Here is a 24,454-nt window from a genome sequence, read left to right as displayed (position 1 = left end):
GAGACGAGCTGAGAGAGAGACATGAACCCAGACATCACCGGCCGCCTCCAGGTGCCGGCCCCGAGCAGCCGCTACATCATGCCGCAGTTCGAGGAGCGCACCTCGTACGGCATGAAGCGCCTCGACCCCTACACGAAGCTCTTCGAGGACCGCATCATCTTCCTCGGGGTGCAGGTCGACGACGCGTCCGCGGACGACGTCATCGCCCAGCTCATCGTGCTGGAGTCGCAGGACCCCGACCGCGACATCCTCATGTACATCAACAGCCCCGGTGGCTCGTTCACCGCGATGACGGCGATCTACGACACGATGCAGTACGTCCGCCCCGACGTGCAGACCTACTGCATCGGCCAGGCGGCGTCCGCGGCGGCGGTGCTCCTCGGTGCCGGCGCGCAGGGCAAGCGGTTCGCCCTGCCGAACGCCCGGGTGCTCATCCACCAGCCCGCGATCGAGGGCACCGGCGGTATGGCGTCCGACCTCGAGATCCACGCGAACGAGATCATCCGGATGCGCGAGTGGCTCGAGGAGACGATCGCGCACCACAGCAACAAGTCCGCCGAGGAGGTCCGCAAGGACATCGAGCGCGACAAGATCCTCTCCGCGCAGGGCGCCAAGGACTACGGCCTCGTCGACGAGATCCTCACCTCCCGCAAGGCCAACTGACGGCCGCTGCGCTCCACGGCGCCGTCCGGTCCCGCGACCGGGCGGCGTCGTCGTTCCCGGAGCGGACGCTCTTCCCCACCATGGCGGCGCCGTCGCCCCACGTCGGTCTCGTTCCAGCACGTCGCTCCTGCTCGGTCATGCCGATCTCGCCGATCCATGGCGTCATGACGGCAGGTCTCGACGAGGTCGACAGGGATCGGCGACAGCGACTCCGCTGGGAGTACATCTCCCGCGTCGTCGGGGCACGGGGCCTGTGGATATCGGACACCGCGGGGGACGTGCCAGTGTCAGCCTGAGGTGATGAGGGGACCCACAGCACCGTCATCGTTCGACCCGACCGCGCTCCGCCTGGGGCGGGATCTCCGGCTCGCCGGGCTGGAACCGTGCCGGGTCACGGGATGGCACCACGTGAGTCACGGGGCCTGGCTCCCGGTGCATCAGTGGAACGGGCTGACGCCCGAGCAACGGCACGCGGCCCTCGTCCACGCGAGCGACCTCCGAGCGGCGTCCTCGTCCGATCGCGTCTATGCGCTCACCTCCGCAGCTGCGGTGTGGGGGCTGCCCCGCATCGAGCCGTGGCCGACCACCGTGCACGTCCTCGCGGCTCATCCGTCGGCGAGGGGTTCACGCCTGGTCCGGCCGCACGTCGGCGCACCGGCCCGGCAGGTCGTGCGCCGCGGACTGCGGGTGACGTCGGCGGAACGGACGGTGGTCGACCTCGCGCGGACCGGTTCGCTCGTCACGGCGGTCGCGGCGGCGGACCACGCGCTGCGGTACGGGCTGTGCACGGCGGAACAGCTGGCGGACGAGGTCGCCGCCGTCCCCGCAGGGACGCGGGGGCGCAGGCGCTGTGCTCTCGTGCGGGACCTGGCCGACGGCGACAGCATGTCCCCGGGCGAGAGCCTGTCCCGGGTGCAGATGTTCCGGCTCAACGTGCCGCGGCCGACACTGCAGGGCAAGCGAGAGGACGCCCAGGGTCTGATCGGGTACGTCGACTTCGAGTGGGTGCATGCGGTCGGTGAGTTCGACGGCCGGGTGAAGTACCAGGTCGCCGACGGGACCGATCCGCAGGAGGCGGCCGAGGTGCTCTGGGCGGAGAAGCGGCGGGAGGACCGACTCCGGCGGCAGGCGGACGTCGGCCGCTGGGGATGGACCGAGGCGTCGCACCCCGAGCGTCTCCGGCCGGTCCTCGCCGACATCGGCGTCCACGGCTCCCCGCGGAGCTCGTGGTTCGACCTCGGTGCGGCAAAGGCCGGCTGACCCGCCCCCGTCGCCGGTCGATGCCGATGCCGCGAGACCTCTCCCAGGCATGCCGATCTCGTCGTGTCGCGCTGATGTCGCCGACCACGGGTGTCATGACGCCGGGACTCGACGACGACAGCAGGAGTGGGCGGGAGTGACGGGACTGGGAGACGTCTGGCCCCCCGGCGGGGCGGGTGGGGCCGGTGGGGGAGCGGGGTGTTGCGCTGACAGCGAACCGTCGCGACGCGGCGCGCGGGGCGGCGTTTCAATGGGTGCGTCAGCAGATCGCGGCGGGTAGCGTCGGGCCCGTCGTCGCCAGCCGAGGGAAGGACACGTCAGTGGCACGCGTCGGAGAGACCAGTGACCTGTTGAAGTGCTCCTTCTGCGGGAAGTCGCAGAAGCAGGTCAAGAAGCTCATCGCCGGTCCCGGGGTGTACATCTGCGACGAGTGCATCGACCTGTGCAACGAGATCATCGAGGAGGAGCTCGCGGAGTCCGGCGAGCTGGGCCTCGACGAGCTGCCCAAGCCCCGGGAGATCTTCGAGTTCCTCCAGAACTACGTCGTCGGCCAGGACGTCGCCAAGCGCGCGCTCGCCGTCGCCGTCTACAACCACTACAAGCGCATCCAGGCCGGCGAGGCGGCGCCGAGCAAGAAGGACGCCGAGCACGTCGACATCGCCAAGTCGAACATCCTGCTCATCGGCCCGACCGGCTGCGGCAAGACCTACCTCGCCCAGACCCTCGCGAAGATGCTCAACGTGCCGTTCGCCATCGCCGACGCCACCGCGCTCACCGAGGCCGGCTACGTCGGCGAGGACGTCGAGAACATCCTCCTCAAGCTCATCCAGGCCGCCGACTACGACGTCAAGAAGGCCGAGACGGGCATCATCTACATCGACGAGGTCGACAAGATCGCCCGCAAGAGCGAGAATCCGTCGATCACCCGCGACGTCTCCGGCGAGGGCGTCCAGCAGGCGCTGCTGAAGATCCTCGAGGGCACGACCGCGTCCGTCCCCCCGCAGGGTGGCCGCAAGCACCCGCACCAGGAGTTCATCCAGATCGACACGACGAACGTGCTGTTCATCGTGGGCGGCGCGTTCGCCGGGCTGGAGAAGCTCATCGAGTCGCGGCACGGCAAGAAGGGGCTCGGCTTCGGCTCCGAGCTGCACACGCCGAAGGACCTCGCCGAGAGCATCCACGAGGTCATGCCCGAGGACCTCATGAAGTTCGGCCTCATCCCCGAGTTCATCGGCCGCCTGCCCGTCATCACGACGGTCGCGCCGCTCGACGTCGCCGCCCTCGTGCGGATCCTCACCGAGCCGCGCAACGCCCTCGTCAAGCAGTACAGGAAGATGTTCGAGATCGACGGCGTCGACCTCGAGTTCAGCGACGACGCCATCGAGGCCGTCGCCGAGCAGGCGCTCGCCCGCGGCACCGGCGCCCGCGGCCTGCGGGCGATCATGGAGGAGGTCCTCCTCCCCGTGATGTTCGACGTCCCGAGCGACGACGAGATCGCCAAGGTCGTCGTGACCCGCGAGGTCGTCCTCGAGAACGTGCTGCCGACGATCGTCCGGCACGACGAGGGCGGCCGGAAGCGCACGCCCCGCAAGCGTTCCGCCTGACGCGCACCCGATCCACCGCCGGCCCGCGTGCGGCGCGTGCGACCCCTCAGTCGCGGGCCGCGACCGCCAGCTGCACGGTCACCACCCCGAGCAGCAGCACGGCGACCGCCCCGAGCCGGACCTCCCACCCGAGCGGGGTCGACGACGCGACCGCGGCGACGACCGCGGCCAGCCCGCCACCGAGGGCCAGCGCACCGACCTGCCGCCCCCACCGCGCCGCGGTCGGACGGGGCAGGCCCGCCCCCGGCGGCCACGCCGCGAGCAGGGCCAGCGACAGGTGCGTCACGAGCACCCCCGTCGCCACCGCCACGACGAGGGCCCACTCGACCGGGGTGACGGGAGCGGGACGGGTCGCGACGGCCGCCCACACCTGCGCGACGACGAGCGCGAGGGCACCCCAGCCTCCCGGTCGCCACAGCGCCCAGCCGGTGAGGACGACGAGGGCGAGCACGACGAGGGTGAGCACGAGGCCCGTGCTCCCGGGCGCCGCCAGCAGGACGACGAGCAGGTCGGCGCCCCCGACCGCCGCCCACGTCGTCGGTCGCCAGCGGCGGGCGGGGATCATCGCCGCACCGCCCGGGGGGCTCGGCCGCGACGCGAGGTGCCGCGCAGCACGGCGTCGAGGGACCCCGCCCCCCGCCACGGCACGACCGGGACTCCCGCGGCGGCACACCGCCGCACCTCGCGCTCGCGGTCCAGCATCCGCAGCCGCCAGACGACCCGCGCCGCCCGGGGGTCCTCGACGCCACTCGCGGCGGCGGCCTCCTCGGCGGTGACGGCGGGGCCGGCGAGGGCGGGCGGCAGGGTGTCGACGACGATGACGACGTGACCCGTCCGGGCGAGCCGGACCGCGCGCGCCAGCGGGGCGGCGGCGACGAGCGAGGACATCAGCACGACGACCGCCCCGGGCGGCACGGGCCGGTTCAGCTGGGCGCGCAGCGTCCGGTCCTCGCCGATGGTCCCCGTCGACGGCCGGGTCCGGCTGAGCCCCGACAGGATCCGCTCGAGCTGGTGGTGACCCCCGACGGCGGGGACCTCGACGAGCCCACCGCCGAGGACGGACAGCCCCACCCGGTCACCGGTGCCGAGGTAGTGGGCAGCGACGGCACCGGCCGCCTCCACGGCGACGTCCAGGCATGACACCCGGCCGGTCGCAGGGTCCCGAGTCCCGAGGTCCCGGACGGCGTCGAGGACGATGCGGACCTCGGCGTCCTCGTCGGCGTGGCTCGTCGTCACGTGCAGCTCCCCGGCCCGCAGCGAGACCGGCCAGTGGATGCGGCGCAGCCGGTCCCCGGTGCGGAAGGGCCGGATGTCCGCGAGCTCGGTCCCGCTGCCCGGCCGCGTCGACCGGTGGGCCCCGACGAGGCCGACCGGGTGCGGCAGCGTCGCCCGCGAGGTGAAGGTCCCGGGGTTCGGCAGCACCCCGACCTCCTCGGTCCGCTGGACCGGCCACGTCCAGACGTAGCCCGCGAGGTCGCCGACCGCGACGACCTGCGCCGGACCGAGCGGGTGCCGGCCCCACCGCGTCGGAGTCACCTCCACGGCGACGGGGACCGCCTCCGCGGCGGAGGTGACCGTCGCGGCGACGTGGCCGTGCGCGGGGCGGACCGGCGCCCACCGCGACCCCGGGAGGTGGGCGAGGACCTCGCGCAGGCCCGGGACGGGGTCGACGTCGACGCGCCACGTCGTCGTCCCGCCCTCGCGGAGGGTCACCTCGCCCACCCGGCAGCGCACCGTGGGCGTCGCCCGGGGGTGGGTCGCGACGGCCCACACGGCGGCCGCGAGGAGCGGGACGCCGACGACGGCGAGGTCCGCGCGCCCGGCGACCGCACCCGCGACGAGCGCAAGCACCCCGACGGCCGCACCCCGGCCGAGGGACCGGGTCGGCCGCCAGCCGCCGCTCACCGCTCCTGGACGGTGACGCGAGGCGCGGGCACCGTCCGCAGGACGTCGGCGACGACCGACCCGCTCGTCACCTCGGTCATCCACAGCTCCGGGCGGACGACGACGCGGTGCTCCAGCACCGCCGGGGCGACCGTCTTGACGTCGTCCGGGGCGAGGTAGTCCCGCCCCCGGACGACGGCGAGTGCCCGGCCGACGAGCAGCAGCGCCAGGGACCCCCGAGGCGAGGACCCCATGAGCACGTGCTCGTGCCCGCGGGTCGCCCGCGCCAGGGCGACGCAGTAGCGGCCGACCTCCGGGGCGACCGTCACGTCCTCGAGGGCGCCCTGCATCTCGAGCAGCTGGGCGGGGTCGACGACCTGACGGGCCTGCTGGTCCTCCTGGCGCCGCTCCATCCGCCGGGACAGCACCTGCCACTCCTCGTCGGCGTCGGGGTACCCGAACGCCACCCGGACGAGGAACCGGTCGAGCTGGGCCTCGGGCAGGGGGTAGGTGCCCTCGTACTCGACCGGGTTGGCCGTCGCGAGGACGTGGAAGGGCCGGGGGAGCGGGAAGGTCTGGCCCTCGACGGTGACCTGGTGCTCCTGCATCGCCTCGAGCAGGGCGGCCTGGGTCTTCGGCGGGGTGCGGTTGATCTCGTCGGCGAGCAGGAGACCGGTGAAGACCGGGCCGTGCCGGAACTCGAAGCCGCCCCGTCCCTGGTCGTAGACGAAGGAGCCGGTGAGGTCCGAGGGCAGCAGGTCCGGGGTGAACTGCGCGCGGGTGAAGTCGAGACCGAGCGTGGTCGCGAAGGTGCGCGCGGCGAGGGTCTTGCCGAGCCCCGGGTAGTCCTCCATGAGGACGTGCCCCCCGGCGAGGACGGCCGCGAGGACGACCTCGGTGGCGGCGCGCTTGCCGACGACGACGGTGTCGACCTCGTCGAGGACGGCGGTGGCGCGCCGGTGCGTCGTGGGGATGTCGGTCACGGGTGCTCCTCGGGGGGCGGGACGGTGTCGAGGTCGTCGACGACGGCTTCCAGGGCGGCGAGGTCGAGGCGGCGCGGGGGGCCCGCGAGGTAGTCCGCGAGCGGTCCGGGACGACCGGTGGCACCGCGCTCGTCGGCGAGGGTCCCGACGAGGTCGTGCAGCTCGCGGTCGGCGGTGGTGTCGGTCGCGGAGGGGGCGACGAGCCGGTGGAGCCGGGCGAGGCCGGGCTCGGGCGTGGGGGCCTCGGCCCGGCCGGGCAGCCAGTCCCAGTCGACGTCGTCGCGGCGCAGCAGGGGCAGGAGCCCGAGGCCGACGGCGGCGGCGAGGAGGAGGGAGGCGACGGCGAGGAGCACGACGACCCCGCGCACCGCGGTGAGGACGACGACCGCCACGCCCGCAGCGGCGAGGAGGCCCACCAGCCGGCGGGAGCGCAGGTCAGGCACGGCTCGCGGCATCCCGCCGGGTCGAGGCCGCCGCCAGCTCCGCGTCGAGGGCGTCGTGGGCGGCCTCGGCCCGGGCGCGGTCGTCCTCGGTCATCGCGTGGCTCGACCATGAGGCCTGGCGGTAGAGGTCGTCGAGCGTCGTCAGGGCGGTGGCGTCGACGCCGAACCGGGCGAGGGCGGCGAGGGTCGTCTCGCTGGACACCCGCGAGGCCGGCATCGCCAGGCCCGCCGAGCGCAGCGAGTCCTCGAGCCGGGTCCACGCCGCGACGATGCCCTCGGCGGGCGTGCCACCACGTAGCGCGACGCGGCGCCCCTCGGCGTCGACGACGAGTGCGGTGGCGACCCGCTCCAGGTCGGGCGCGGTGGTGTCGTCGGCCCCGACGGACCGTCGCTCGCGCCAGGCGCGCAGCAGCGCCCGGACGAGGCGGTGGAGCAGGAGGGCGGCGACGACGGCGAGGACGAGGACGAGGAGGCCCGCGACGAGGTACCCGACGATCCCGTCGTCGTCGGCGGGGTCACCGACGGGGGGTGGGCTGCCGTCGAGCGCGTCGGCGTCGAGGTCCATGGGGAGGGCGTCCTGCGGGACGTTCGTGGTCGTCGCGACACCGAGCGAGTAGTCCGGACCGGGGCGGGGGGCCGAGGCGGCCCACAGCACGGCGAGGCAGGCGAGGACCAGCCCGGCGCACAGCAGCACCGGGCCGGTCGCCCGGCGTCGCACGGTGTCCGTCCTCCCCACGGGACACACTGAACCACACGGGTGCTGGCGACGGGGCGGTCGGGCGGCCACGATGGGGGCGTGGCGACGACGTACCGGCTGCGCGCCGGCGACACCGGGCCGGTCCAGCAGTCCCCGGTGACCTGCGGCTCGGCGTGCCTCACCGTCGCCCGGATGCTCGTCGACCCGGTCTTCGCCTCGTGGGTTCGCACCGGGCGGCCCCGTCCGCCGGGCTCGCCACCGGGGGAGACCGAGGCCGAGCGCTTCGCCGCCTACGAGCGCGTCGTCATGCGCCGCACCAACGGGGTGCGGCGGGGAGGGCCGCGGGTCGGCCCGCCGTGGCCGCGCTCCCTCGGCACCCCGCCGTGGGGCGCGCGCGCCGAGCTGGAGCGAGGGGCCTCGACGATCGGCACGCGCTACCGCGTCGACGTCGTGCGGGGCCTGGACGAGTACCGTCTCGTCGAGGCGTTCGACGCCCTCGTGCGGGTCGTCGCGCACGGGCAGCCTGCGCTGCTCTACGTCGGCAACGGCCTGCTGCCGCGGCACGTGGTCCTCGTCCTGCCCGGCGACGGGGACCGGATGCTCGACGTCTACGACCCGGCGACGGGACGGGTGGACCACCTGCGCCGGGACGTCGTCGTCCACCACCGGCTCCGGCTGTCCGGCTGGGACGTGCCGTGGATGGTCGTGCGCCCCACCGGGCACCGGACCGCCCGGGCGCACGAGCGGGCCCGGAGCCCGCGTCCCGCGCCGGCCTGACCCGTCCCTGCGTCAGCGGGTGGGCTTGGCCACCGGCACGAGCTCGACGTCGCGCGCGGTGATGTCCTCGCCGTCGGCGTAGTCGAGGGTCCCCGTGAGCCGGCCCGCGGCGCGCAGGTCGGCCTCGGCGAGCCGCACGTGGTCCTGCGCGGCGGCCGGCGCGAGCAGGGTCATCGTCGGCACCTCGGCGCGCATCCCGACCTTCGCCTCGGACTTGGCCTTGCGGACCGCCGCGAGAGCGCCGCCGACGGAGCCGAGCACGGCCGGGTCGCCGCCGGCCGGCACCTCGTCGACGCCCGGCCAGGACGCCCGGTGCACCGACCCGTCGTGGGTCCAGCTCCAGACCTCCTCGGTGACGTACGGGAGCATCGGCGCGAAGAGCCGGAGCACGACGTCGAGGGTGAGCCGCAGGGTGGCGCGGGCGGAGGCTGCGGCCTCCTCGCCGCGGGACCCGTAGGCGCGGTCCTTGACGAGCTCGAGGTAGTCGTCGCAGAAGGACCAGAAGAACGACTCCGTCGCCTCGAGGGCGCGGGTGTGGTCCCACGCCTCGAAGCCCGCGGTGGCGCGCTCGACGACGTCCCGCAGCCGGGCGAGGACGGACAGGTCGAGGGGGTCGGTGACCTGAGCGGCGAGGTCGCCCTCGACGGGGCCGAAGGACAGGGCGAACTTGCTCGCGTTGAGGATCTTGATCGCGAGGCGCCGGCCGACCTTGATCTGGGCGACGTCATAGGCCGCGTCCGTGCCGAGCCGGCCGCTCGCCGACCAGTAGCGGACGGCGTCGGCGGAGTGCTCGCGCAGCAGGTCCTCGGGCGTGACGACGTTGCCCTTGGACTTGCTCATCTTCTTGCGGTCCGGGTCGAGGATCCAGCCGGAGATCGCGCTGTTCGTCCACGGCACGCTGCCGTGCTCGAAGTGGGCGCGGACGACGGTCGAGAACAGCCAGGTCCGGATGATGTCGTGGCCCTGGGGACGCACGTCCATCGGGAAGACCTTCTCGAAGAGGGCCTCGCTGCCGGTGCCGTCGGCGTTGCGCCAGCCGCCCGCGATCTGGGGGGTGAGCGAGGACGTCGCCCACGTGTCGAGGACGTCGGGGTCGCCGACGAAGCCGCCGGGCTCGCCGCGCTGGTCCTCGGTGTACCCGGCGGGCGGGTTCGCCGCGGGGTCGACCGGCAGGGCCGACTCCTCGGGGAGGATCGGGGTGTCCCAGTCCGGCTCGCCGTCGGCGTCGACGGGGTACCAGACGGGGATCGGGACGCCGAAGAAGCGCTGGCGCGAGACGAGCCAGTCACCGTTGAGGCCCTGGACCCAGTTCGTGTACCGCGAGCGCATGAAGCCGGGGTGGAAGTCGACCTCCTGCCCGCGCGCGATGAGGGCGGCGTTGAGGTCGGCCTCGCGCCCGCCGTTGCGGATGTACCACTGGCGGGTCGTGACGATCTCGAGCGGCTTCTCGCCGCGCTCGTAGAAGTTCGCCTTGCGCTGGGTCGCGGCCGGCTCGCCGTCGAGGTCACCGGAGGCCCGCAGCGCCCCGACGATCGCCTCGCGGGCGCCGAACGCGGTCTTGCCGGCGACCTCGTCCCGGTAGAGGGCCTCGCCGGGGGAGCCGGCGAGCCACTCCGGCACCTCGCGCTGCAGACGCCCGGTGCGGGTGACGAGCGAGCGGGTCGGCAGCCGCAGCTCGCGCCACCACATGACGTCGGTGAGGTCACCGAAGGTGCAGCACATCGCGATGCCGGCGCCCTTGTCCATCTCGGCGGCGGGGTGCGCGAGCACGGGCACCTCGACGTCGAACAGCGGCGAGCGGACCGCCCGGCCGAACAGCGGCCGGTACCGCTCGTCGTCGGGATGGGCGATGAGGGCCACGACGCTCGGGATGAGCTCCGGGCGGGTCGTCTCGATGTGGACCGGGCCGTCGGCGCCGTGGAAGGCGACCCGGTGGTAGGCGCCCGGGTAGTCGCGGGCCTCGAGCTCGGCCTGGGCGACGGCGGTCTGGAACGTGATGTCCCACAGCCCCGGAGCCTCGGCCTGGTAGGCCTCGCCGCGGCGGACGTTGCGCAGGAACGCCTGCTGCGACGTCGCACGCGAGTGGTCGTCGATCGTCCGGTAGCCGATCGACCAGTCGTAGCTGTGCCCGATCCGGCGGAAGAGGGACTCGAAGGCCTTCTCGTCCTCGACGGTCAGCTCGTCGCACAGCTCGATGAAGTTCTGCCGCGAGATCGGCCGCTCGTCGGCGGCCTTCGTGCTCTTCGCGTCCCCACGGTGCGGCGGCTCGAAGCCCGGGTCGTAGGGCAGCGAGGCGTCACCCCGCACGCCGTAGTAGTTCTGGACGCGCTTCTCGGTCGGCAGGCCGTTGTCGTCCCAGCCGATCGGGTAGAAGACGTTGAAGCCCGCCATCCGCTTGTACCGCGCCATGCAGTCGGTGTGGGTGTAGCTGAAGACGTGTCCCATGTGCAGCGACCCGCTCGCGGTCGGCGGCGGGGTGTCGATCGCGAAGACGGCCTCGCGGGGCCCGGCGAGGGCCGCCTCGCGGTCGAACGCGTACGTGTCCTGCTCCTGCCATACCGCGCCCCACTTCTCCTCCAGGCCCTCGAGGGAGGGCCGCTCCGGGAGGGCGGCAGGGGTGGACGGTGAGGAGTGGTCGGTCATGGCCACAGTGTCCCAGAAGCGGACCGTGCGGCTCACCCGGGTTCAGCCCCCGCGGCGCGTCCGCCCGAGGCGCAGCAGGGCGAGGGCGAGCAGCAGTCCGGTGGCCCCGACGGCGACCCACGTGACCCGCCGACGGTCCGCCGCGCCGGGGTCGGGGACCTGCGTGACGGCGAGCCGCTCCACGGGTGCCTCCTCGCTCGGTGCGGGGCTCGACCCCGGCGGCGGCGGTCCGGCGAGCGAGCCGTCGAGCACAGCCGTGAGGGCGGCGACCGGCTGGACGACCCCCCAGCCGACGACGTCGTCGCGGGCGTCCCGGCGGGCCCGGGCGGCCGTCGCCTCGAGACGGTGGGCCCAGCCGCGCGGCCCCGCACCGGGGTAGCGCTGCGCGACGAGCGCGGCGGCCGCGGCGACGTACCCCGTCGCGTAGCTCGAGGAGCCGGCGTCGGCGCTCAGGTAGCAGTCGCCCCAGGCGCCGTACGTCGTGAGCACCTCGACGCCGGGAGCCGCGAGGTCGACGTGCGGACCACGGACGGCGTTCTCCGCGACGCGGTCACCGTCGTCGGTGGCGGCCACGCCGAGCACCCCGGGATAGCCGGCGGGGTAGCGGACACCGGTCGCGGGGTCGTCCTTGGACGCCCGGTTGCCGGCGGACGCGACGACGAGCGACCCGCTCCGCAGCGCGGCGGCCGTCGCGTCCCGCAGGCGCGCGTCGTCGACGAACGTGCTCAACGCGACGACGATGACCTCGGCCCCCTCGTCGGCGGCGTACGCAATGGCCTCGGCGAGCACCCCGGCGTCGGCGTCCGGGCCCTCACGGGTGTCGTCGGCGACGACCTTGACGGGCAGGACGCTCGCCCCGCGGGCCAGCCCGACGACGCCCGACCCCTCGACCGGGCGGGCCGCGACGACCCCGGCGACGGCGGTCCCGTGGAGGCGCACGTCCTCGGTCGCCGACCCCCCGACGAAGGAGCGCCCCGGGAGGACGGACCCGTCGGGGAAGTGGGCGTTGGCGTCCGCGACGCCGGAGTCCAGGACCGCGACGGTCGTCCCGGCGCCGGTGGCGAGCGGCCACGCCTGCGAGGCCCCGAGGCGCACGAGACCCGCCGGGGTGTCCGCGACGTACCGGGTGCGCCCCTCCTCGCAGGAGTCGGCGCCGACGGCCGGACCCGGGACGGTGACGACGCCCGCGACGGCGCCGGCGAGCAGCACCCGAGCGACGGTCCGGCGGGCGCTCACGAGCCGCCGGACACGACGGTCCGGGCCGCGTCGACACCGAGCGCGGGACCGGAGCGGAAGAGCTCGGTCCACGCCTGCGGGACGGGGACGACGTCGTCGGTCCGGTAGCCCAGACGCGCGAGGACCTCGGTGTCGGCCCCCTCGACCGCGTACGCCGTGGCGGTCTGGTCGACGGCGTAGACCGGGCCGTCGGAGAGCGCCGCGCCGGTGACGGACCGGACCAGGGCGCCGTAGCCGGTGTCGACGGTCGTCCGTCCCCGGTCGGTGGCGGGAGGGTCGTCGGTGACGGTCGTGAGGGCGACCTCGGGCGGCTCGCCCGCCGCGGCGACGAGCGTCGCGCAGGGGGCGGACTCCAGGCCGCTCGGGAGGGCCTGCGGCCAGTCCGTCGGCGCGAGCTCGGGGGAGCGGACCTCGAGCCGGGCGATCTGGGCGGCCTCGACCGGGATCTCCGTCCCGGAGGCCCCGGAGCCCAGCCCGTACATCGCGAGGGCGACCTCCGGGAGCAGCTCGAGGTCGCCCTCCGGCGTCACGACGTAGCGGCGCCCGTCGGAGTCGAGCCGCAGCACCGAGCCGACGGCCGCCCCGGACGGCAGACCCGGCAGGGGAGCGCCGAGGTCCTCGATGCGCAGCGGCGCGAGGGGGCTGCCCTCGGGGAAGAGGTTGAGCCAGGCGGCGGGGGCGGGGACGGCCGGTCGGCCGTCGAGCCGGAGCGCGACCGACACCGCGGACAGGTCGTCCTGCGCGACCGGGTAGCGGCGTCCGTCGGCGAGGACGAAGGTCTCCTCGCCCGAGGTCACGAGGACGGCCCGGCCCGCGGCGGGGGTGGCCGCGCCTCCCGGCCCGATGGTGGTGGTCACCGTCTCGGACGCCCCGAGGCAGGAGACCCACCCGGTGCCGACGAGCCGGTCCCGGGGGGTGAGGGAGTCCGGGGCGCCGAGGATGCCGAGCGTCGGTCCCGGTCGGATGTCCGCGAGCTCCTCGTCCGGGACGGCGAGGACCTCGAACTCGTCGGCGGGGATGAGCAGCCGGGCGCTCGTCGTGTTCACGACGGGGTGGAGCACCTCGTTCACCGACACGTAGCGCGCACCGCTGTCCTCGGCGATGACGAGCCGGTTGTCGCCCCAGTCGTCGGGCAGGGACGAGCGCAGCCAGCCGAACGCCATGCTCCCGAGGACGAGGACGACCGACAGGGCGACGCCGCCGACCACGGCCCGCAGCGGCCGGTCGGGCTCGACCTCGCGGCCCCCCGGCGCGCCGCTGACGAACGCCGTCGTGAGCCGTCGCCTGCTGAACGACTGGGCCTCGACGAGGTCCTTCTTCGTCGCCACGGGGTCAGACCACCCCGACGGTGGCGGCGGCGAGCGGGACGAGCGCGACGAGCGCGACGCCGTCGAGGGCGTCGGCGACCCGGCCGAGGCGGACGCGGCTGCGCGGAGCGAGCACCGCGAGGGTCACGACGACGGCGCCGGCGGTGCCGAGGACGACGGCGAGCACCGGGCGCCAGCCCGGGTGGGCGAGGGCGGCGACGACGGCGGCGAGGGCGAGCAGGCCGACGCCGGTCGCCATGGCGAGGACGACCGAGGTGCGGGTGCGGCTGTGCCGGGTCCGCAGGAGCGTCGCGGCGGCGCCCGCGACGACGAGCGCCGTCCCGGGGACCCCGGAGGCCGCGAGCTGCGGCGTCGTGAGGAGGGCGACCCCTCCGGTCGCGAGCGAGACGGCCACCATGACGTCGTGGCCGGCGGCCACCCGGGCCCGGACGTCGTCGCGGTCGACGGCGGGGACGTCGGCCTCGATCTCGGCCTCGGTGCGCGGGGCGCGGCTCGTGAGCCGGCTCGAGGTGAGCCCGGCCCATGGGAGGACGTTGCCGAGGACGACGGCGACGACGAAGACGGCCGCCGCGACCGTCGTGAGGTCCACTCCCAGCGGGCCCCCGAGGGCGCCGAGGACGACCCCGCCGAGGCCGACGACCGCGCCGGCACCGAGCACGAGCCGGTGCGCCGGGACCGCGAGGGCCCCGAGGAGACCGCCGACGACGACGGCGCCGCCGCACCAGAGCAGCCCCTCTCCCCACAGCGGCCGGTCGGGGGACACCGCCGCCCCGGCGACCGCCGCGAAGACGAGGGACGTCGCGCCGAGGGCGAGGGCACCCCCGTGCTGCGTCCGCTGGTGCAGCAGCGCGGCCGCGCCGAGGAGGAGGACGGCGACGCCGGCCGCCACCGCGGTGACGAGGGCCCCGGCGTCGCGGGCGGTGAAGAGCGCCCACGCGGCGCAGAGGAAGAACACGGTCGCGGCCCCGACGGCCGTCCCGGCGCTGTGCCGGGCGGTCCACGGCGAGAACTGGGTCTCGACGACGTCCGCCACGGCCTCGACGACGTCGTCGTAGACCTTCGTCGTGCTCGGGTCGAGCACCTCGAGCGAGAGCATCGCGCCGTCGAGGACCCCCTGGGCGGCGAGGCTGCGGTCGGGGTCGAGCACGGTGCCCCCGCCGGCGACGAGCCGGAACCCGTGGGTCGCGTGCTCGGGGTCGAGGACGCCGAGCTCCCGGGCCAGCTCCGGGAGGATCTCGACGACCGGGATGCCCCCGGGCACACCGAGGTCCGCACGTCGGGTCCCCGAGGACACCGAGACGCGCACGAGCGACGCGGTGGCGTTGCTCCCGCTCACGACAGTGCTCCCCTCCGACGGCCGCCGACGGCGGCGTGGACCCGACCGCGACGAGCATAGACGGGGCAGTTGCGGGGAGTTCTCCCCATTGGCGCGATCCGTCTGCGACCGTAGTGTCCGGGGCAGGACGAGGGGCGGTACGGCCCGGGTCCGAGGCACGGCCCCCCGGGGGGACAGTCACAGCGACCGCGAGGTCCGATCGCACGAGGGAAGGACAGTCATGGCAGAGCAGTTCAGGGCAGGCGCCGGCGTCGTCAAGAAGAGCGCCGACATCGTCGGGCAGGCACGGGGCGACCTCACGACCGAGGTCAAGAAGCTCCAGGGCCAGATGGACGCCGTCCGGGCCCACTGGGAGGGTCAGGGCGCGCGCAGCTTCCACTCGGTGAGCGAGGCGTGGCGGATCCAGACCCAGGACATCGTCGACGCCCTCGAGAACTTCGAGGCCAACCTCACCGGCGCGCAGCGCCAGTACGACGCCGACGACAGCAACGTGGCGTCGAACCTGTCCAAGTACTCGAGCATGCTCGGCAAGAGCTGACCACCACACACGAGGGAGACGACGCGATGAGCGACGGGATCAAGGTCGGCGGAGCCGGCATCGACGCGATGGTCCAGGACATGAAGAAGGGCCTGGCGGACATCGAGAGCCGGCTGACGACGATGGAGGGCGACCTCAAGCCGTACGTCACGGACTGGGAGGGCACGACCCAGGAGGCGTACCGGCACGCCAAGCAGGAGTGGGACAAGCAGATCGAGGAGTGCCGGGCGCTCCTCGAGGACGTCCGCCTCGCCGTCGTGCAGTCCAAGGAGGACTACCTCGCCGGGGAGCTGCGCAACACGAACATGTGGGGCTGAGCGCCTCCGACGGGCACGAGGGGCCGCAGGCCCCGACAGGCAGTGCGGCCGTGCCGGTACCCGACGAGGGTGCCGGCACGGGCCGCGTCCAGCGGGGCCCCGACGAGGGGCCCGTGGCGCCCGGGCCGACCGGGAGGAGGGACGAGCAGTGGCTCTCGACAAGGGTGAGGGCGGGTTCAGCTACCCGCCGGTCCTGCGGACGTTGGCCGCGGACCACCGCGAGCAGTGGCGCGAGTCCGCGCACACCGAGGTGACCCGGGTGCGCTCCAGCCTCACGGCGACCTCGACCTTCGGCGACGCCGCGCCCGCGCGGGCGTACGCGCAGGTGTACGAGGCCGCGGCGCTGGCCTACGAGGAGACCCTCCGGGGGATCCGCGAGGACCTCGTCGAGGCGGGGGCCGCCCTCGCCGCGGCTGCGGGTGCGATGCGGGAGCGGGACGACCTCGCCGCCGACACCTTCGCCGCCATCGCGCCCCGGTGGAGCGCGGGCGAGGGGTTCCACAGCGACCGCCGGCACGCGCGGGCCGAGCAGGGGGACGAGATGCGCGAGGGCGCCGCCGAGCGCGACGCGCTCACCGACGACGCGCGAGGGGACGCCTGATGGCCATCCCGTCCGGGGACGGTGGCGCGGCGGTCCCGGCGCTGCCGGCCGACGCCGGGCCGAAGGAGCGGGAGCTGCACAAGGTCTTCGGCTTCTCCAGCCCGCTCGTGCGCGACACCGCGAAGGACTGGCAGCTCGCGGGGGACGGTGTCACGGGCCTGGCGCAGAGCGTGCGCCGGGTCGTGAACGCGCTGCGCCACGCCGACGAGCCGTGGGAGGGCCCGGCGGCCGAGAACGCCTACGCGAGCCTCACCGCGCTCGCGGGCTCGCTCGACCGGCACGCCGAGGAGCTGCAGCGGATCCGGAAGTCGCTCGACGAGGCGGCCGAGGCCGCCGACACGGCGCGGTCCGCGTACTCGACCCGGGTCGCCGCGGTGTCGACGGAGGTCGACCGCGCCGACCACACCACCGTCCGGGCGCCGTCCGGCCCCGTGACGAGCCCGGCCCAGGAGCGTCCGGTGTTCGACGCGGCGGGCTACGACCGTGCGGTCGCCGACCTGCGGCAGCAGCGGGAGCGTGCGGCCGCGACGGCGCTCGCCGAGTTCACCGGGTCGATGGCCGGGGCCGCGCGCACGATGCCGGTCGAGGCCCCGTACGACCCGGCCGGCATCGACGCCGGTGGGGGCGCCGGGGGCGGCGGAGGCGGGGGGATCCCTCCGTCCGGGTCGACCCCCGGCGGGTACCGGCCGCCGACCGGCGCGCCGTCCGGACCTCCGGGGTCCTCCGGCCCCTCGTCGCCGGTCCCGGCCGTCGGCTGGTGGGACGGGCCGACGGGAAGCCACGTGCCCCCGTGGTCCCCGGACCCGACGCCCGGGCCGGACCCCGTCGCCCAGCCCCCCGTGGGGCTCGGCGTCGACGGCCCGAGCACGGGCTCGACGGCGCCGGGCGGTGCGGGCGGCGGCGTGACCCCGTCCGGCACCTCGCCCGGCACGGGCGGTCCCGGTGGGTCGGTCGGCGCCGCGGGGGTCGGCGGTGCCGCCGTCGCCGGTGGCGCCGGTCTGCTGGGACGGGCACTGCGCGGCGGGGGCGGCGTCGGCGGGATCCTCGGCGGTCGCGGCGCGGCCGGCGGTCCGCGACCCGGCCTCGTCCCGGGACAGCAGGGGACGGCCCGGGGGGCGGCCTCCGGCGCGCGCGGCTCGACGAGCGCCGGGGTCCGGGGCGGGGCCCCGGGCGGGTCCGGTGGGACGGCGAGCGGCTCGGGCCGCTCGGTGCTCGCGGCGGGCCAGCAGGGGGCGGCCAGGTCCGGCGGTGCCGGTGTCCGCTCCGGGGGTGGGGTCCGGGGCGCGGGGACGCGCACGGGCGGCCGGTCCGGCCTCCCGCGGCCGGGGGAGACCCCGGGTCGCGGCTCCGCCGTCGCCGCCGGGGGCGCGGCCGGTGGCCGTGGCCGGGGCGGACGGGACGAGGGCCGACCCGAGGACGTCGACGCACTGACCCACGAGGACGAGAGCACGTGGTTCGAGGGCGAGGACGACGCGTCGCCCCCCGTCTGGGACTGACGGGCTCCTCCCCGGCGGCCGGAGCGGTCCGGTCGCGTCAGCCGGAGGTGAGCCGCCGCAGGGCCTCGACGGCGCCGGCCGCGACGAGCGCCAGGGGCAGCACGGTGACGACGGCGAAGGACTCGAGCCGGTCGGCCGAGCGGGACATCCGCGTCGAGGTCCAGCCGCCCGCCAGGGCCACCGAGGCGAGCAGCGCGACGCCGCCGAGGACGACGCCCAGGGCGACCGTCGGCCACAGCAGACCGCGGTCCCATCCGAGGACCGCGACCGCGGCGCTCACGACGAGCGAGCCGGCGGCGGCGAGCATCGCGAAGCGGGCGGTGCGGTCGCGGACCTGGCGCGCCTGGTAGCCGAGGGCGACGGCCGCGAGGACGAGCACGACCCAGCGCGACCACGGGGCGAGCGTCGACAGGGCCGGCGTGACGGCGAGGACCCAACCGGCCACGGCGGCGGCGACGGCGAGGTAGACGGTGCCGGCCGACACGACGGCACGGGCCTGGGCGACCCGGTCACGGACGTCGAGGTCGGTGACCCGACGGCGTCGGCCGTCCTGCGGGGCCCGCACCGACCACACCGTCGTCGACAGCCGGTCGGTGTCGAGCAGCTGCGTCGGGTCGACGTCGAGGCTCGCCGAGGGCAGCGCGCGCAGGAGGACCGGGACGAGGCCGACGACGACGGCCGCCGCGGCGGCGGGGGGCCGCTCCCACAGCACGGACGCGGCGACGAGGACGCCCACCCCGGCGAGGCACGCCGTGGCGGTGCGCTCGGCCCGGGAGGCCGGCGACCCGTCCGCGGAGGCGACCGCCGTGACGACGGCCGCGAGGGCACAGGCGAGCACGACGGACACCGCGACCCGCGCGGGGGAGTCGGGGAGGGGCGTGAGGAGGCCGCCGGCGGCCGCGAGCGCGGGCGCGGCGACGAGGCGCGCGACCGGTGCCGTCGCACGCTCGCGGGGGGAGAGGAGGACGACCGCCACCGCGGCGGCGAGGAGCAGGGCGGCCCCGGTCCAGCGGACCGGGGCCGGCAGGCCGGAGGGATCGGCGGCGAGGCCCAGGACACCGGCGAGCACGACGACGAGGCCGGCGCCGGTGACGACGGCGGTCGTGGCGCCCGGGGGGCGTGGACGTGCGGCGCGCACCCGGCGGTCGGTCCTCGCCCGGCGTAGCTCCGCCCGGCTCACCGTCGCGTCCGGGTCGTCCGACCGTCGGCGGGTCGCGTCGTCGACGAGGCTGACGGCGGGCCCCTCGTCCGCCTGCAGCCGCGACCCCCCGGCCCAGGCCGGTGCCGAGGGCCGGGCCCCCGCGGCGGACGACGAGCGGTCCAGGCTCACGACGTCGCGGTGCACCCGGTGCGTCGTCGTCCGCACGACGGTGAGGACCGAGCCCTGCGGCAGGTCCTCGCCGATCCGGTCCTGGGGGCCGTAGACGTGGCCGGCGGCCGTCGCGACCGACCCGGTCCCGGCGGCGGACGGGATCCCGAGGACGGAGAGGACCTCGGTGACGCGGGTGCCGACGGGCACGACGAGGTCGTAGTGGCGCTCGTCGGCGACGAGCGTCAGCTGCTGGGTCGTGCTCACTGCTCGGCCCTCCCCTCGGCTGCGGCCCCGGTGCGCGGCTCTCGCCGTGAGGACAGTATCCACGGGATAGCGTGTCCCCGACCGTCGGACGTGACGAGGGGAGGACCGAGGATGTCGGTGGCCGCGCGAGCGGGGGGACGGGAGCAGGCGCCCGAGGTGCCGAGCGGACGGCTCGAGCTCCAGCCACCGCCGGAGATCACCCCCTCCGAGGGGGCGAGCGGCCTGCTCATGCAGGCCGTCCCGATGCTCGGCTCGCTCGGGACGATCGGCTTCGTCGCCCTCTCCCAGACCGGTCCACGGGCCTGGTTCACGGCGGGGATGTTCCTCGTCGCGAGCGTCGGCTTCGTCCTCGCCTCCGGGGTGCGGCAGCGCTCGCAGCACACGGCGCAGGTCCTCGCCGCCCGGCGGGAGTACCTCGCCTACCTCGCGGAGGTCCGCGCCACGATCCGCGACGCCGCCGGACGGCAGCGGGCCGCGGCCCTCTGGGACTACCCCGACCCCGCGACGCTGCCGCTCCTGGCCGCCGAGGGCACCCGGGTGTGGGAACGGACGCCGTCGGACGGTGACTTCCTCCAGGTCCGGATGGGAACGACGGCCCAGCCGCTCTGCCTCGACCTCGTGCCGCCGGAGACGGCGCCGCTCGCCCAGCTCGACCCGGTCGCCGCGTCCGGTCTGCACCGGCTGCTCTCGACCCACCGGGTGCAGCCCGGGCTCCCGGCCTCCGCGGCCCTGCGCGCCTGGCCGCACGTCGAGGTCACCGGGGACGCGGCCCCGGCGCGGGCCCTCGCCCGGTCCGTCGTGCTGTCCGCGGCGATGCAGCACGCCCCGGAGGACCTCGTCGTCGCCGCGGTCGTCTCGCGCGAGGCCCGCGCGGAGTGGGAGTGGCTCAAGTGGCTGCCGCACGCCCTCAGCCCCCGCGAGCGCGACGCCGTGGGGCCCGTCCGGCTCGTCGGCGAGTCCGTCCACGACCTGCTGCCCCTCCTGCCGCAGGAGATCGTCGAGCGCCCGCGGTTCGGCCCGACCGACCGACCGACCCTGCCGCACGTCCTCCTCGTCGTCGACGGCGGTGACGTCCCGCCGGGCAACCCCGTCGTCACCGCCGACGGCGTGCTCGGCGTCACCGTCCTCGACCTCCCCGAGCAGTGGGGCGAGCTCGACGGCGGGACGACGCTGCGGCTGGCCGTCGGGCCACCGGCCGAGACCGGGCCGCACGCCGGTCGGGCACCGCTCGAGATCATCAGCCTCGCCCGAGGGGTCGCCCACGGCGTCGCGGACCAGCTGTCGACGACCCGGGCCGAGGCCGCCGCCCGCCGGCTCGCGCCCCGCTACACCGCCGACGAGCCGGAGGCCCGGGACGCGCTGTCCGCCTCGACCGAGCTCGTCGACCTGCTGGGGACCGGCGACGTCCGCGACTTCGACGTCGAGACCGCCTGGCGGCCCCGGCTGCAGCGCGACCGCCTGCGGGTCCCCATCGGCGTCGACGAGGCCGGCCGCCCGGTCGCCCTCGACATCAAGGAGTCCGCGCAGCAGGGGATGGGGCCGCACGGCCTCGTCATCGGGGCCACGGGCTCCGGCAAGTCCGAGCTGCTGCGCACGCTCGTCCTCGCGCTCGCGATGACGCACTCCTCGGAGTCGCTGAACTTCGTCCTCGTCGACTTCAAGGGCGGCGCGACGTTCGCCGGGATGGCCGACATGCCCCACGTCTCGGCCGTCATCACCAACCTCGGCCAGGAGCTGACGCTCGTCGAGCGGATGCAGGACGCGCTCCAGGGCGAGATGACCCGGCGCCAGGAGCTGCTGCGCTCGGCCGGCAACTTCGCCAACGTCACCGACTACGAGAAGGCCCGGGCCCAGGGCGCCGACCTCGAGCCGCTGCCGGCCCTGCTCGTCGTCGCCGACGAGTTCTCCGAGCTGCTCGCGGCCAAGCCGGAGTTCGCCGACCTCTTCGTCGCCATCGGCCGCCTCGGGCGGTCGCTGTCGATGCACCTCCTGCTGTCCTCGCAGCGGCTCGAGGAGGGGCGTCTGCGGGGGCTGGAGTCGCACCTGTCGTACCGGATCGGGCTGCGGACCTTCAGCGCCGGGGAGTCCCGGACGGTCATCGGCGTCCCGGACGCCTACGAGCTGCCGCCGGTGCCGGGCCTGGGCTACCTCAAGCCGGACCAGACGACGCTCACGAAGTTCAAGGCCGCGTACGTGTCGGGACCGCCGAAGGGCCGCCGACGGGGTCCGGGCCCGGGCTCGTCCTCCGGCGAGGGCCCGGGACGGACGAGCGACATCCTGCCCTTCACGCTCGCACCGGTGGCCGCCGGGCGACGTGCTGCCGAGGAGGTCGCCCCGTCGGGTGGGCCCGAGCCCGAGGAGACCCGGGCGGTCTTCGACATCGCCGTCGGCCGGATGGCCGGGAAGGGACGCCCGGCCCACCAGGTCTGGCTGCCGCCGCTCGACGTCCCGCTGTCGATGGACCGGATGTTCGGCGACCTCGCCGCCGACCCCGAGCTCGGTCTCGTGAGCCGGTCCTGGCGGGAGAAGGGCGACTACGTCCTGCCCGTGGGTCTCGTCGACCGGCCGCTGGAGCAGCGGCGCGAGCTCTTCGTGCTGCGGCTCGGGGGCGCGGCCGGGCACGTCGCCGTCGTCGGCGGGCCGCGGTCCGGACGCAGCACCTTCGCACGGACGGTCGTCGCCTCGATCGCCCTCACGACGACGCCGCTGGAGAGCCAGGTGTACGTCCTGGACTTCGGCGGCGGCACCTTCACCCCGATGGCCGGGCTGCCGCACGTCGCCGGTGTCGCCAACCGCAACGAGCCCGAGGTCGTCCGCCGGCTCGTCGCCGAGATCTCCGGCATCGTCGACGCCCGCGAGGCCTACTTCCGGGCGCACGGCGTCGACTCCATCGAGACCTACCGTCGCCGGCGGGCGGCCGGCCGGGTCGACGACGGGTACGGCGACGTCTTCCTCGTCGTCGACGGGTGGCCCACGGTGCGCTCGGACTTCGACGAGCTCGAGCCGGTGATCATGGAGCTCGCGGGGAGGGGGCTGACCTTCGGCGTCCACGTCGTCGTCACGACCTCCCGCTCGATGGACTTCCGCAACCAGATCCGCGACGTCCTCGGCACCCGTGTCGAGCTGCGGCTCGGTGACCCGACGGACTCCGAGATCGACCGCAAGGTCGCGGCCAACGTGCCCGAGGGGCGGCCGGGACGCGGGCTGACGATGACCCGGCACCACTTCCTCGGCGCGGTGCCCCGGCTCGACGGCAGCGGCGAGGTCCAGGACCTCGGCGACGGCGTCGAGGACCTCGTCGCGCGCGTCGGCGCCGCCTGGACCGGCCCCGAGGGCCCGAAGCTGCGGCTGCTGCCCGAGCGGGTCGACCTCGATGCGGTGCGCGGGCTCGCGGGTCCGGACGACCGGCGGCTGCTCCTGGGCGTCGACGAGGCCGCCCTCGCGCCGATCGGCCTGGACCTGCGCGAGGACCCGCACCTGTACCTGCTCGGTGACGGCGACAGCGGCAAGACCGGCTTCCTGCGGACCGTCGCGCACGAGGTCTCCCGGCTGTACGCCCCGGACGACGCCAAGCTGTTCGTCGTCGACTACCGGCGCGGGCTGCTCGGTGAGCTGCCCGAGGCGCACGTCGGGGAGTACCTCACGACCGAGGAGCAGACGACCGAGGCGGTCGAGGGCGTCGCGGAGTTCCTCCGGACCCGGCTGCCCGGTCCGGACGTCACCCCGGAGCAGCTGCGCGCGCGGTCCTGGTGGCAGGGCGCGGAGGTCTTCTTCCTCGTCGACGACTACGACCTCGTCGTCACCTCGTCGGGGTCGCCGCTGCGGCCCCTCGTGCCCCTCCTCGCCCAGGCGGGCGACGTCGGGCTGCACCTCGTCGTCACCCGGCGCACCGGTGGCGCCTCGCGCGGGATGTACGAGCCGGTGCTCCAGACGATCCGCGACCTCGGCGCCCCGGGTGTCCTGCTGTCCGGCAACCCGGACGAGGGCATGCTCATCGGCCGGGTCAAGCCGTCCGTGCAGCCTCCCGGCCGGGCGCGGATCGTCTCCCGCGACCTCGGCGACCAGGTGTTCCAGACCGCGTGGCAGCCGCCGCGGCACGGTTGAGCCCTAGGCTGTCTTCATGGACCCGCTGTACCGCACCGTCGTCGGAGCGGCGCGCACGCTCTTCTTCGTCCAGGGCACCCGGTTCACCCTCGAGGGGCGGGAGAACGTCCCGCGGACCGGCGGGGCGGTCATGGCGATCAACCACACCTCCTACCTGGACTTCATGTACGGCGGGCTGCCGCCGCGCAAGCACGGGCGGTACGTCCGGTTCATGGCGAAGAAGTCGATCTTCGGGCACCCCGTCGCCGGTCCGCTCATGCGCGGGATGAAGCACATCCCCGTCGACCGGGCGAGCGGCGGCCAGGCCTTCCGGGAGGCCCTGACGGCGCTCAGGGCCGGCGAGATCGTCGGGGTCTTCCCCGAGGCGACGATGTCCCGCTCCTTCGAGCTCAAGGAGTTCAAGCCGGGCGCCGTCAAGCTCGCCCAGGCGGCCGGCGTGCCGATCCTGCCGACGACGATCTGGGGCGGGCACCGGGTGTGGACCAAGGAGCTGCCGAAGCAGCGGGGCAGGGCGAACATCCCCGTCCTCGTCGCGGTCGGCGAGCCGATCACGGTCGAGCGCCGCGAGGACGTCACGGCCGCGACGGCCCGGGTCCGGGCGGCGATGCAGGCGCTGCTCGACCGGCAGCAGGCGGCCTACCCAGCACTGTCGGGCGAGGACCTGCGGTGGGTCCCCGCGCGGCTCGGCGGCACGGCGCCGACGCCCGAGGAGGCGCACGAGCGGGACGCCGCCGACATGCGGCGGACCCGCGACGAGTTCACCGGCTGACGCGGTCCGGGGCGGTGGTCGCCCCGTCCCCGAGGCCGTGGTCGCCCCGTCCCCGAGGCGGTGCTCGCCCCCGTCCCGGGTGCCCGGTGGGGAGCATCCACCCCGCCACGGCGTGGTCGACCCTCCCGCCGCTGCTCCGACCTGGGGTCGTGCGGAACGCTCCGGATCCGGAGCGTCTCCACCGGATCCGGTGCTTCTC

At 75.4% G+C, this 24,454-nt stretch carries 20 protein-coding genes; 10 read left to right on the top strand and 10 right to left on the bottom strand.

Going from position 1 to position 24,454, the window contains the following annotated elements:
• Positions 1–21: 21 nt before the first annotated feature.
• The 3 genes from KC207_RS06010 (at position 22) to clpX (ending at position 3,527) form a co-directional block, all read left to right on the top strand.
• A complete protein-coding gene (locus KC207_RS06010) occupies positions 22–663 on the top strand; it encodes an ATP-dependent Clp protease proteolytic subunit (RefSeq protein ID WP_211602009.1) in 642 nt (213 codons plus the stop codon).
• Between the two features lie 708 nt (positions 664–1,371).
• Positions 1,372–1,923 (top strand): hypothetical protein, encoded by a 552-nt coding sequence (locus KC207_RS06005; protein WP_211602008.1) that lies wholly within the window; start codon positions 1,372–1,374, stop codon positions 1,921–1,923.
• Positions 1,924–2,243: 320 nt separating this feature from the next.
• Positions 2,244–3,527: an ATP-dependent Clp protease ATP-binding subunit ClpX gene (gene clpX, locus KC207_RS06000; RefSeq protein ID WP_211602007.1), complete on the top strand. Its 1,284-nt coding sequence runs from the start codon at positions 2,244–2,246 to the stop codon at positions 3,525–3,527.
• A gap of 46 nt (positions 3,528–3,573) precedes the next feature.
• Here clpX and KC207_RS05995 read toward each other — a convergent pair whose 3' ends face one another.
• The 5 genes from KC207_RS05995 to KC207_RS05980 are packed head-to-tail and all read right to left on the bottom strand — an operon-like array spanning position 3,574 to position 7,573.
• Entirely contained in the window at positions 3,574–4,092 is a 519-nt protein-coding gene (locus KC207_RS05995) for a hypothetical protein (protein WP_211602006.1), read from the bottom strand.
• Entirely contained in the window at positions 4,089–5,432 is a 1,344-nt protein-coding gene (locus tag KC207_RS05990) for a DUF58 domain-containing protein (protein ID WP_211602005.1), read from the bottom strand. Before KC207_RS05990 ends, KC207_RS05995 begins: the two co-directional genes overlap by 4 nt.
• Positions 5,429–6,394, bottom strand: coding sequence for an AAA family ATPase (locus tag KC207_RS05985; RefSeq protein ID WP_437179124.1), 966 nt, complete (start codon positions 6,392–6,394; stop codon positions 5,429–5,431). Before KC207_RS05985 ends, KC207_RS05990 begins: the two co-directional genes overlap by 4 nt.
• Positions 6,391–6,837 (bottom strand): hypothetical protein, encoded by a 447-nt coding sequence (locus KC207_RS16870; protein ID WP_249138587.1) that lies wholly within the window; start codon positions 6,835–6,837, stop codon positions 6,391–6,393. Before KC207_RS16870 ends, KC207_RS05985 begins: the two co-directional genes overlap by 4 nt.
• The gene (locus KC207_RS05980; protein WP_211602004.1) at positions 6,830–7,573 is read right to left on the bottom strand and encodes a hypothetical protein; all 744 of its coding nucleotides are present in this window, start codon (positions 7,571–7,573) and stop codon (positions 6,830–6,832) included. The genes KC207_RS16870 and KC207_RS05980 overlap by 8 nt, the downstream gene beginning before the upstream one ends.
• A 60-nt stretch (positions 7,574–7,633) precedes the next feature.
• Here KC207_RS05980 and KC207_RS05975 point away from each other — a divergent pair, with 60 nt between their 5' ends.
• Complete coding sequence (locus KC207_RS05975; protein WP_211602003.1) at positions 7,634–8,311, top strand: hypothetical protein; 678 nt, start codon at positions 7,634–7,636, stop codon at positions 8,309–8,311.
• A gap of 12 nt (positions 8,312–8,323) precedes the next feature.
• Here the strand turns inward: KC207_RS05975 and valS are convergent, their stop codons facing one another.
• From valS to eccD, 4 genes are read right to left on the bottom strand one after another with little or no spacing between them, the layout of a single operon-like run.
• Positions 8,324–10,954, bottom strand: coding sequence for a valine--tRNA ligase (gene valS, locus KC207_RS05970; RefSeq protein ID WP_211602002.1), 2,631 nt, complete (start codon positions 10,952–10,954; stop codon positions 8,324–8,326).
• A 42-nt stretch (positions 10,955–10,996) separates the two neighbouring features.
• Positions 10,997–12,163 carry a S8 family serine peptidase gene (locus KC207_RS05965; protein ID WP_211602001.1) on the bottom strand — a complete coding sequence of 389 codons (1,167 nt, stop codon included), beginning with the start codon at positions 12,161–12,163 and terminating at the stop codon, positions 10,997–10,999.
• A 23-nt stretch (positions 12,164–12,186) separates the two neighbouring features.
• Entirely contained in the window at positions 12,187–13,518 is a 1,332-nt protein-coding gene (gene eccB / locus KC207_RS05960; RefSeq protein ID WP_211602000.1) for a type VII secretion protein EccB, read from the bottom strand.
• Between the two features lie 4 nt (positions 13,519–13,522).
• On the bottom strand, positions 13,523–14,854 hold the full coding sequence (eccD, locus tag KC207_RS05955) for a type VII secretion integral membrane protein EccD (protein ID WP_211601999.1): 1,332 nt from the start codon (positions 14,852–14,854) through the stop codon (positions 13,523–13,525).
• Positions 14,855–15,074: 220 nt separating this feature from the next.
• Between eccD and KC207_RS05950 the strand changes: the two genes are divergently transcribed.
• The 4 genes from KC207_RS05950 (at position 15,075) to KC207_RS05935 (ending at position 17,806) form a co-directional block, all read left to right on the top strand.
• Positions 15,075–15,392, top strand: a complete 318-nt coding sequence (locus tag KC207_RS05950) for a WXG100 family type VII secretion target (RefSeq protein WP_211601998.1) — start codon at positions 15,075–15,077, stop codon at positions 15,390–15,392.
• A 26-nt stretch (positions 15,393–15,418) separates the two neighbouring features.
• The gene (locus KC207_RS05945; RefSeq protein ID WP_211601997.1) at positions 15,419–15,709 is read left to right on the top strand and encodes a WXG100 family type VII secretion target; all 291 of its coding nucleotides are present in this window, start codon (positions 15,419–15,421) and stop codon (positions 15,707–15,709) included.
• 148 nt (positions 15,710–15,857) lie between these two features.
• On the top strand, positions 15,858–16,310 hold the full coding sequence (locus tag KC207_RS05940; RefSeq protein ID WP_211601996.1) for a hypothetical protein: 453 nt from the start codon (positions 15,858–15,860) through the stop codon (positions 16,308–16,310).
• Positions 16,310–17,806 carry a WXG100 family type VII secretion target gene (locus KC207_RS05935; protein ID WP_211601995.1) on the top strand — a complete coding sequence of 499 codons (1,497 nt, stop codon included), beginning with the start codon at positions 16,310–16,312 and terminating at the stop codon, positions 17,804–17,806. The genes KC207_RS05940 and KC207_RS05935 overlap by 1 nt, the downstream gene beginning before the upstream one ends.
• A 37-nt stretch (positions 17,807–17,843) precedes the next feature.
• Here the strand turns inward: KC207_RS05935 and KC207_RS05930 are convergent, their stop codons facing one another.
• On the bottom strand, positions 17,844–19,382 hold the full coding sequence (locus KC207_RS05930) for a hypothetical protein (protein ID WP_211601994.1): 1,539 nt from the start codon (positions 19,380–19,382) through the stop codon (positions 17,844–17,846).
• 111 nt (positions 19,383–19,493) lie between these two features.
• Here KC207_RS05930 and eccCa point away from each other — a divergent pair, with 111 nt between their 5' ends.
• Both eccCa and KC207_RS05920 read left to right on the top strand, forming a co-directional pair.
• Positions 19,494–23,486, top strand: a complete 3,993-nt coding sequence (eccCa, locus tag KC207_RS05925) for a type VII secretion protein EccCa (protein WP_211601993.1) — start codon at positions 19,494–19,496, stop codon at positions 23,484–23,486.
• 16 nt (positions 23,487–23,502) lie between these two features.
• Positions 23,503–24,255 carry a lysophospholipid acyltransferase family protein gene (locus KC207_RS05920; protein WP_211601992.1) on the top strand — a complete coding sequence of 251 codons (753 nt, stop codon included), beginning with the start codon at positions 23,503–23,505 and terminating at the stop codon, positions 24,253–24,255.
• Positions 24,256–24,454: the final 199 nt, after the last annotated feature.

Origin of the sequence: Phycicoccus avicenniae (assembly GCF_018139485.1) — a bacterium.
In the GTDB taxonomy this organism is placed as follows: Bacteria; Actinomycetota; Actinomycetes; order Actinomycetales; family Dermatophilaceae; genus Phycicoccus; species Phycicoccus avicenniae.
Note: the sequence above shows the minus strand (reverse complement) of the source record. Positions and strands in the feature narration are given on the sequence as shown.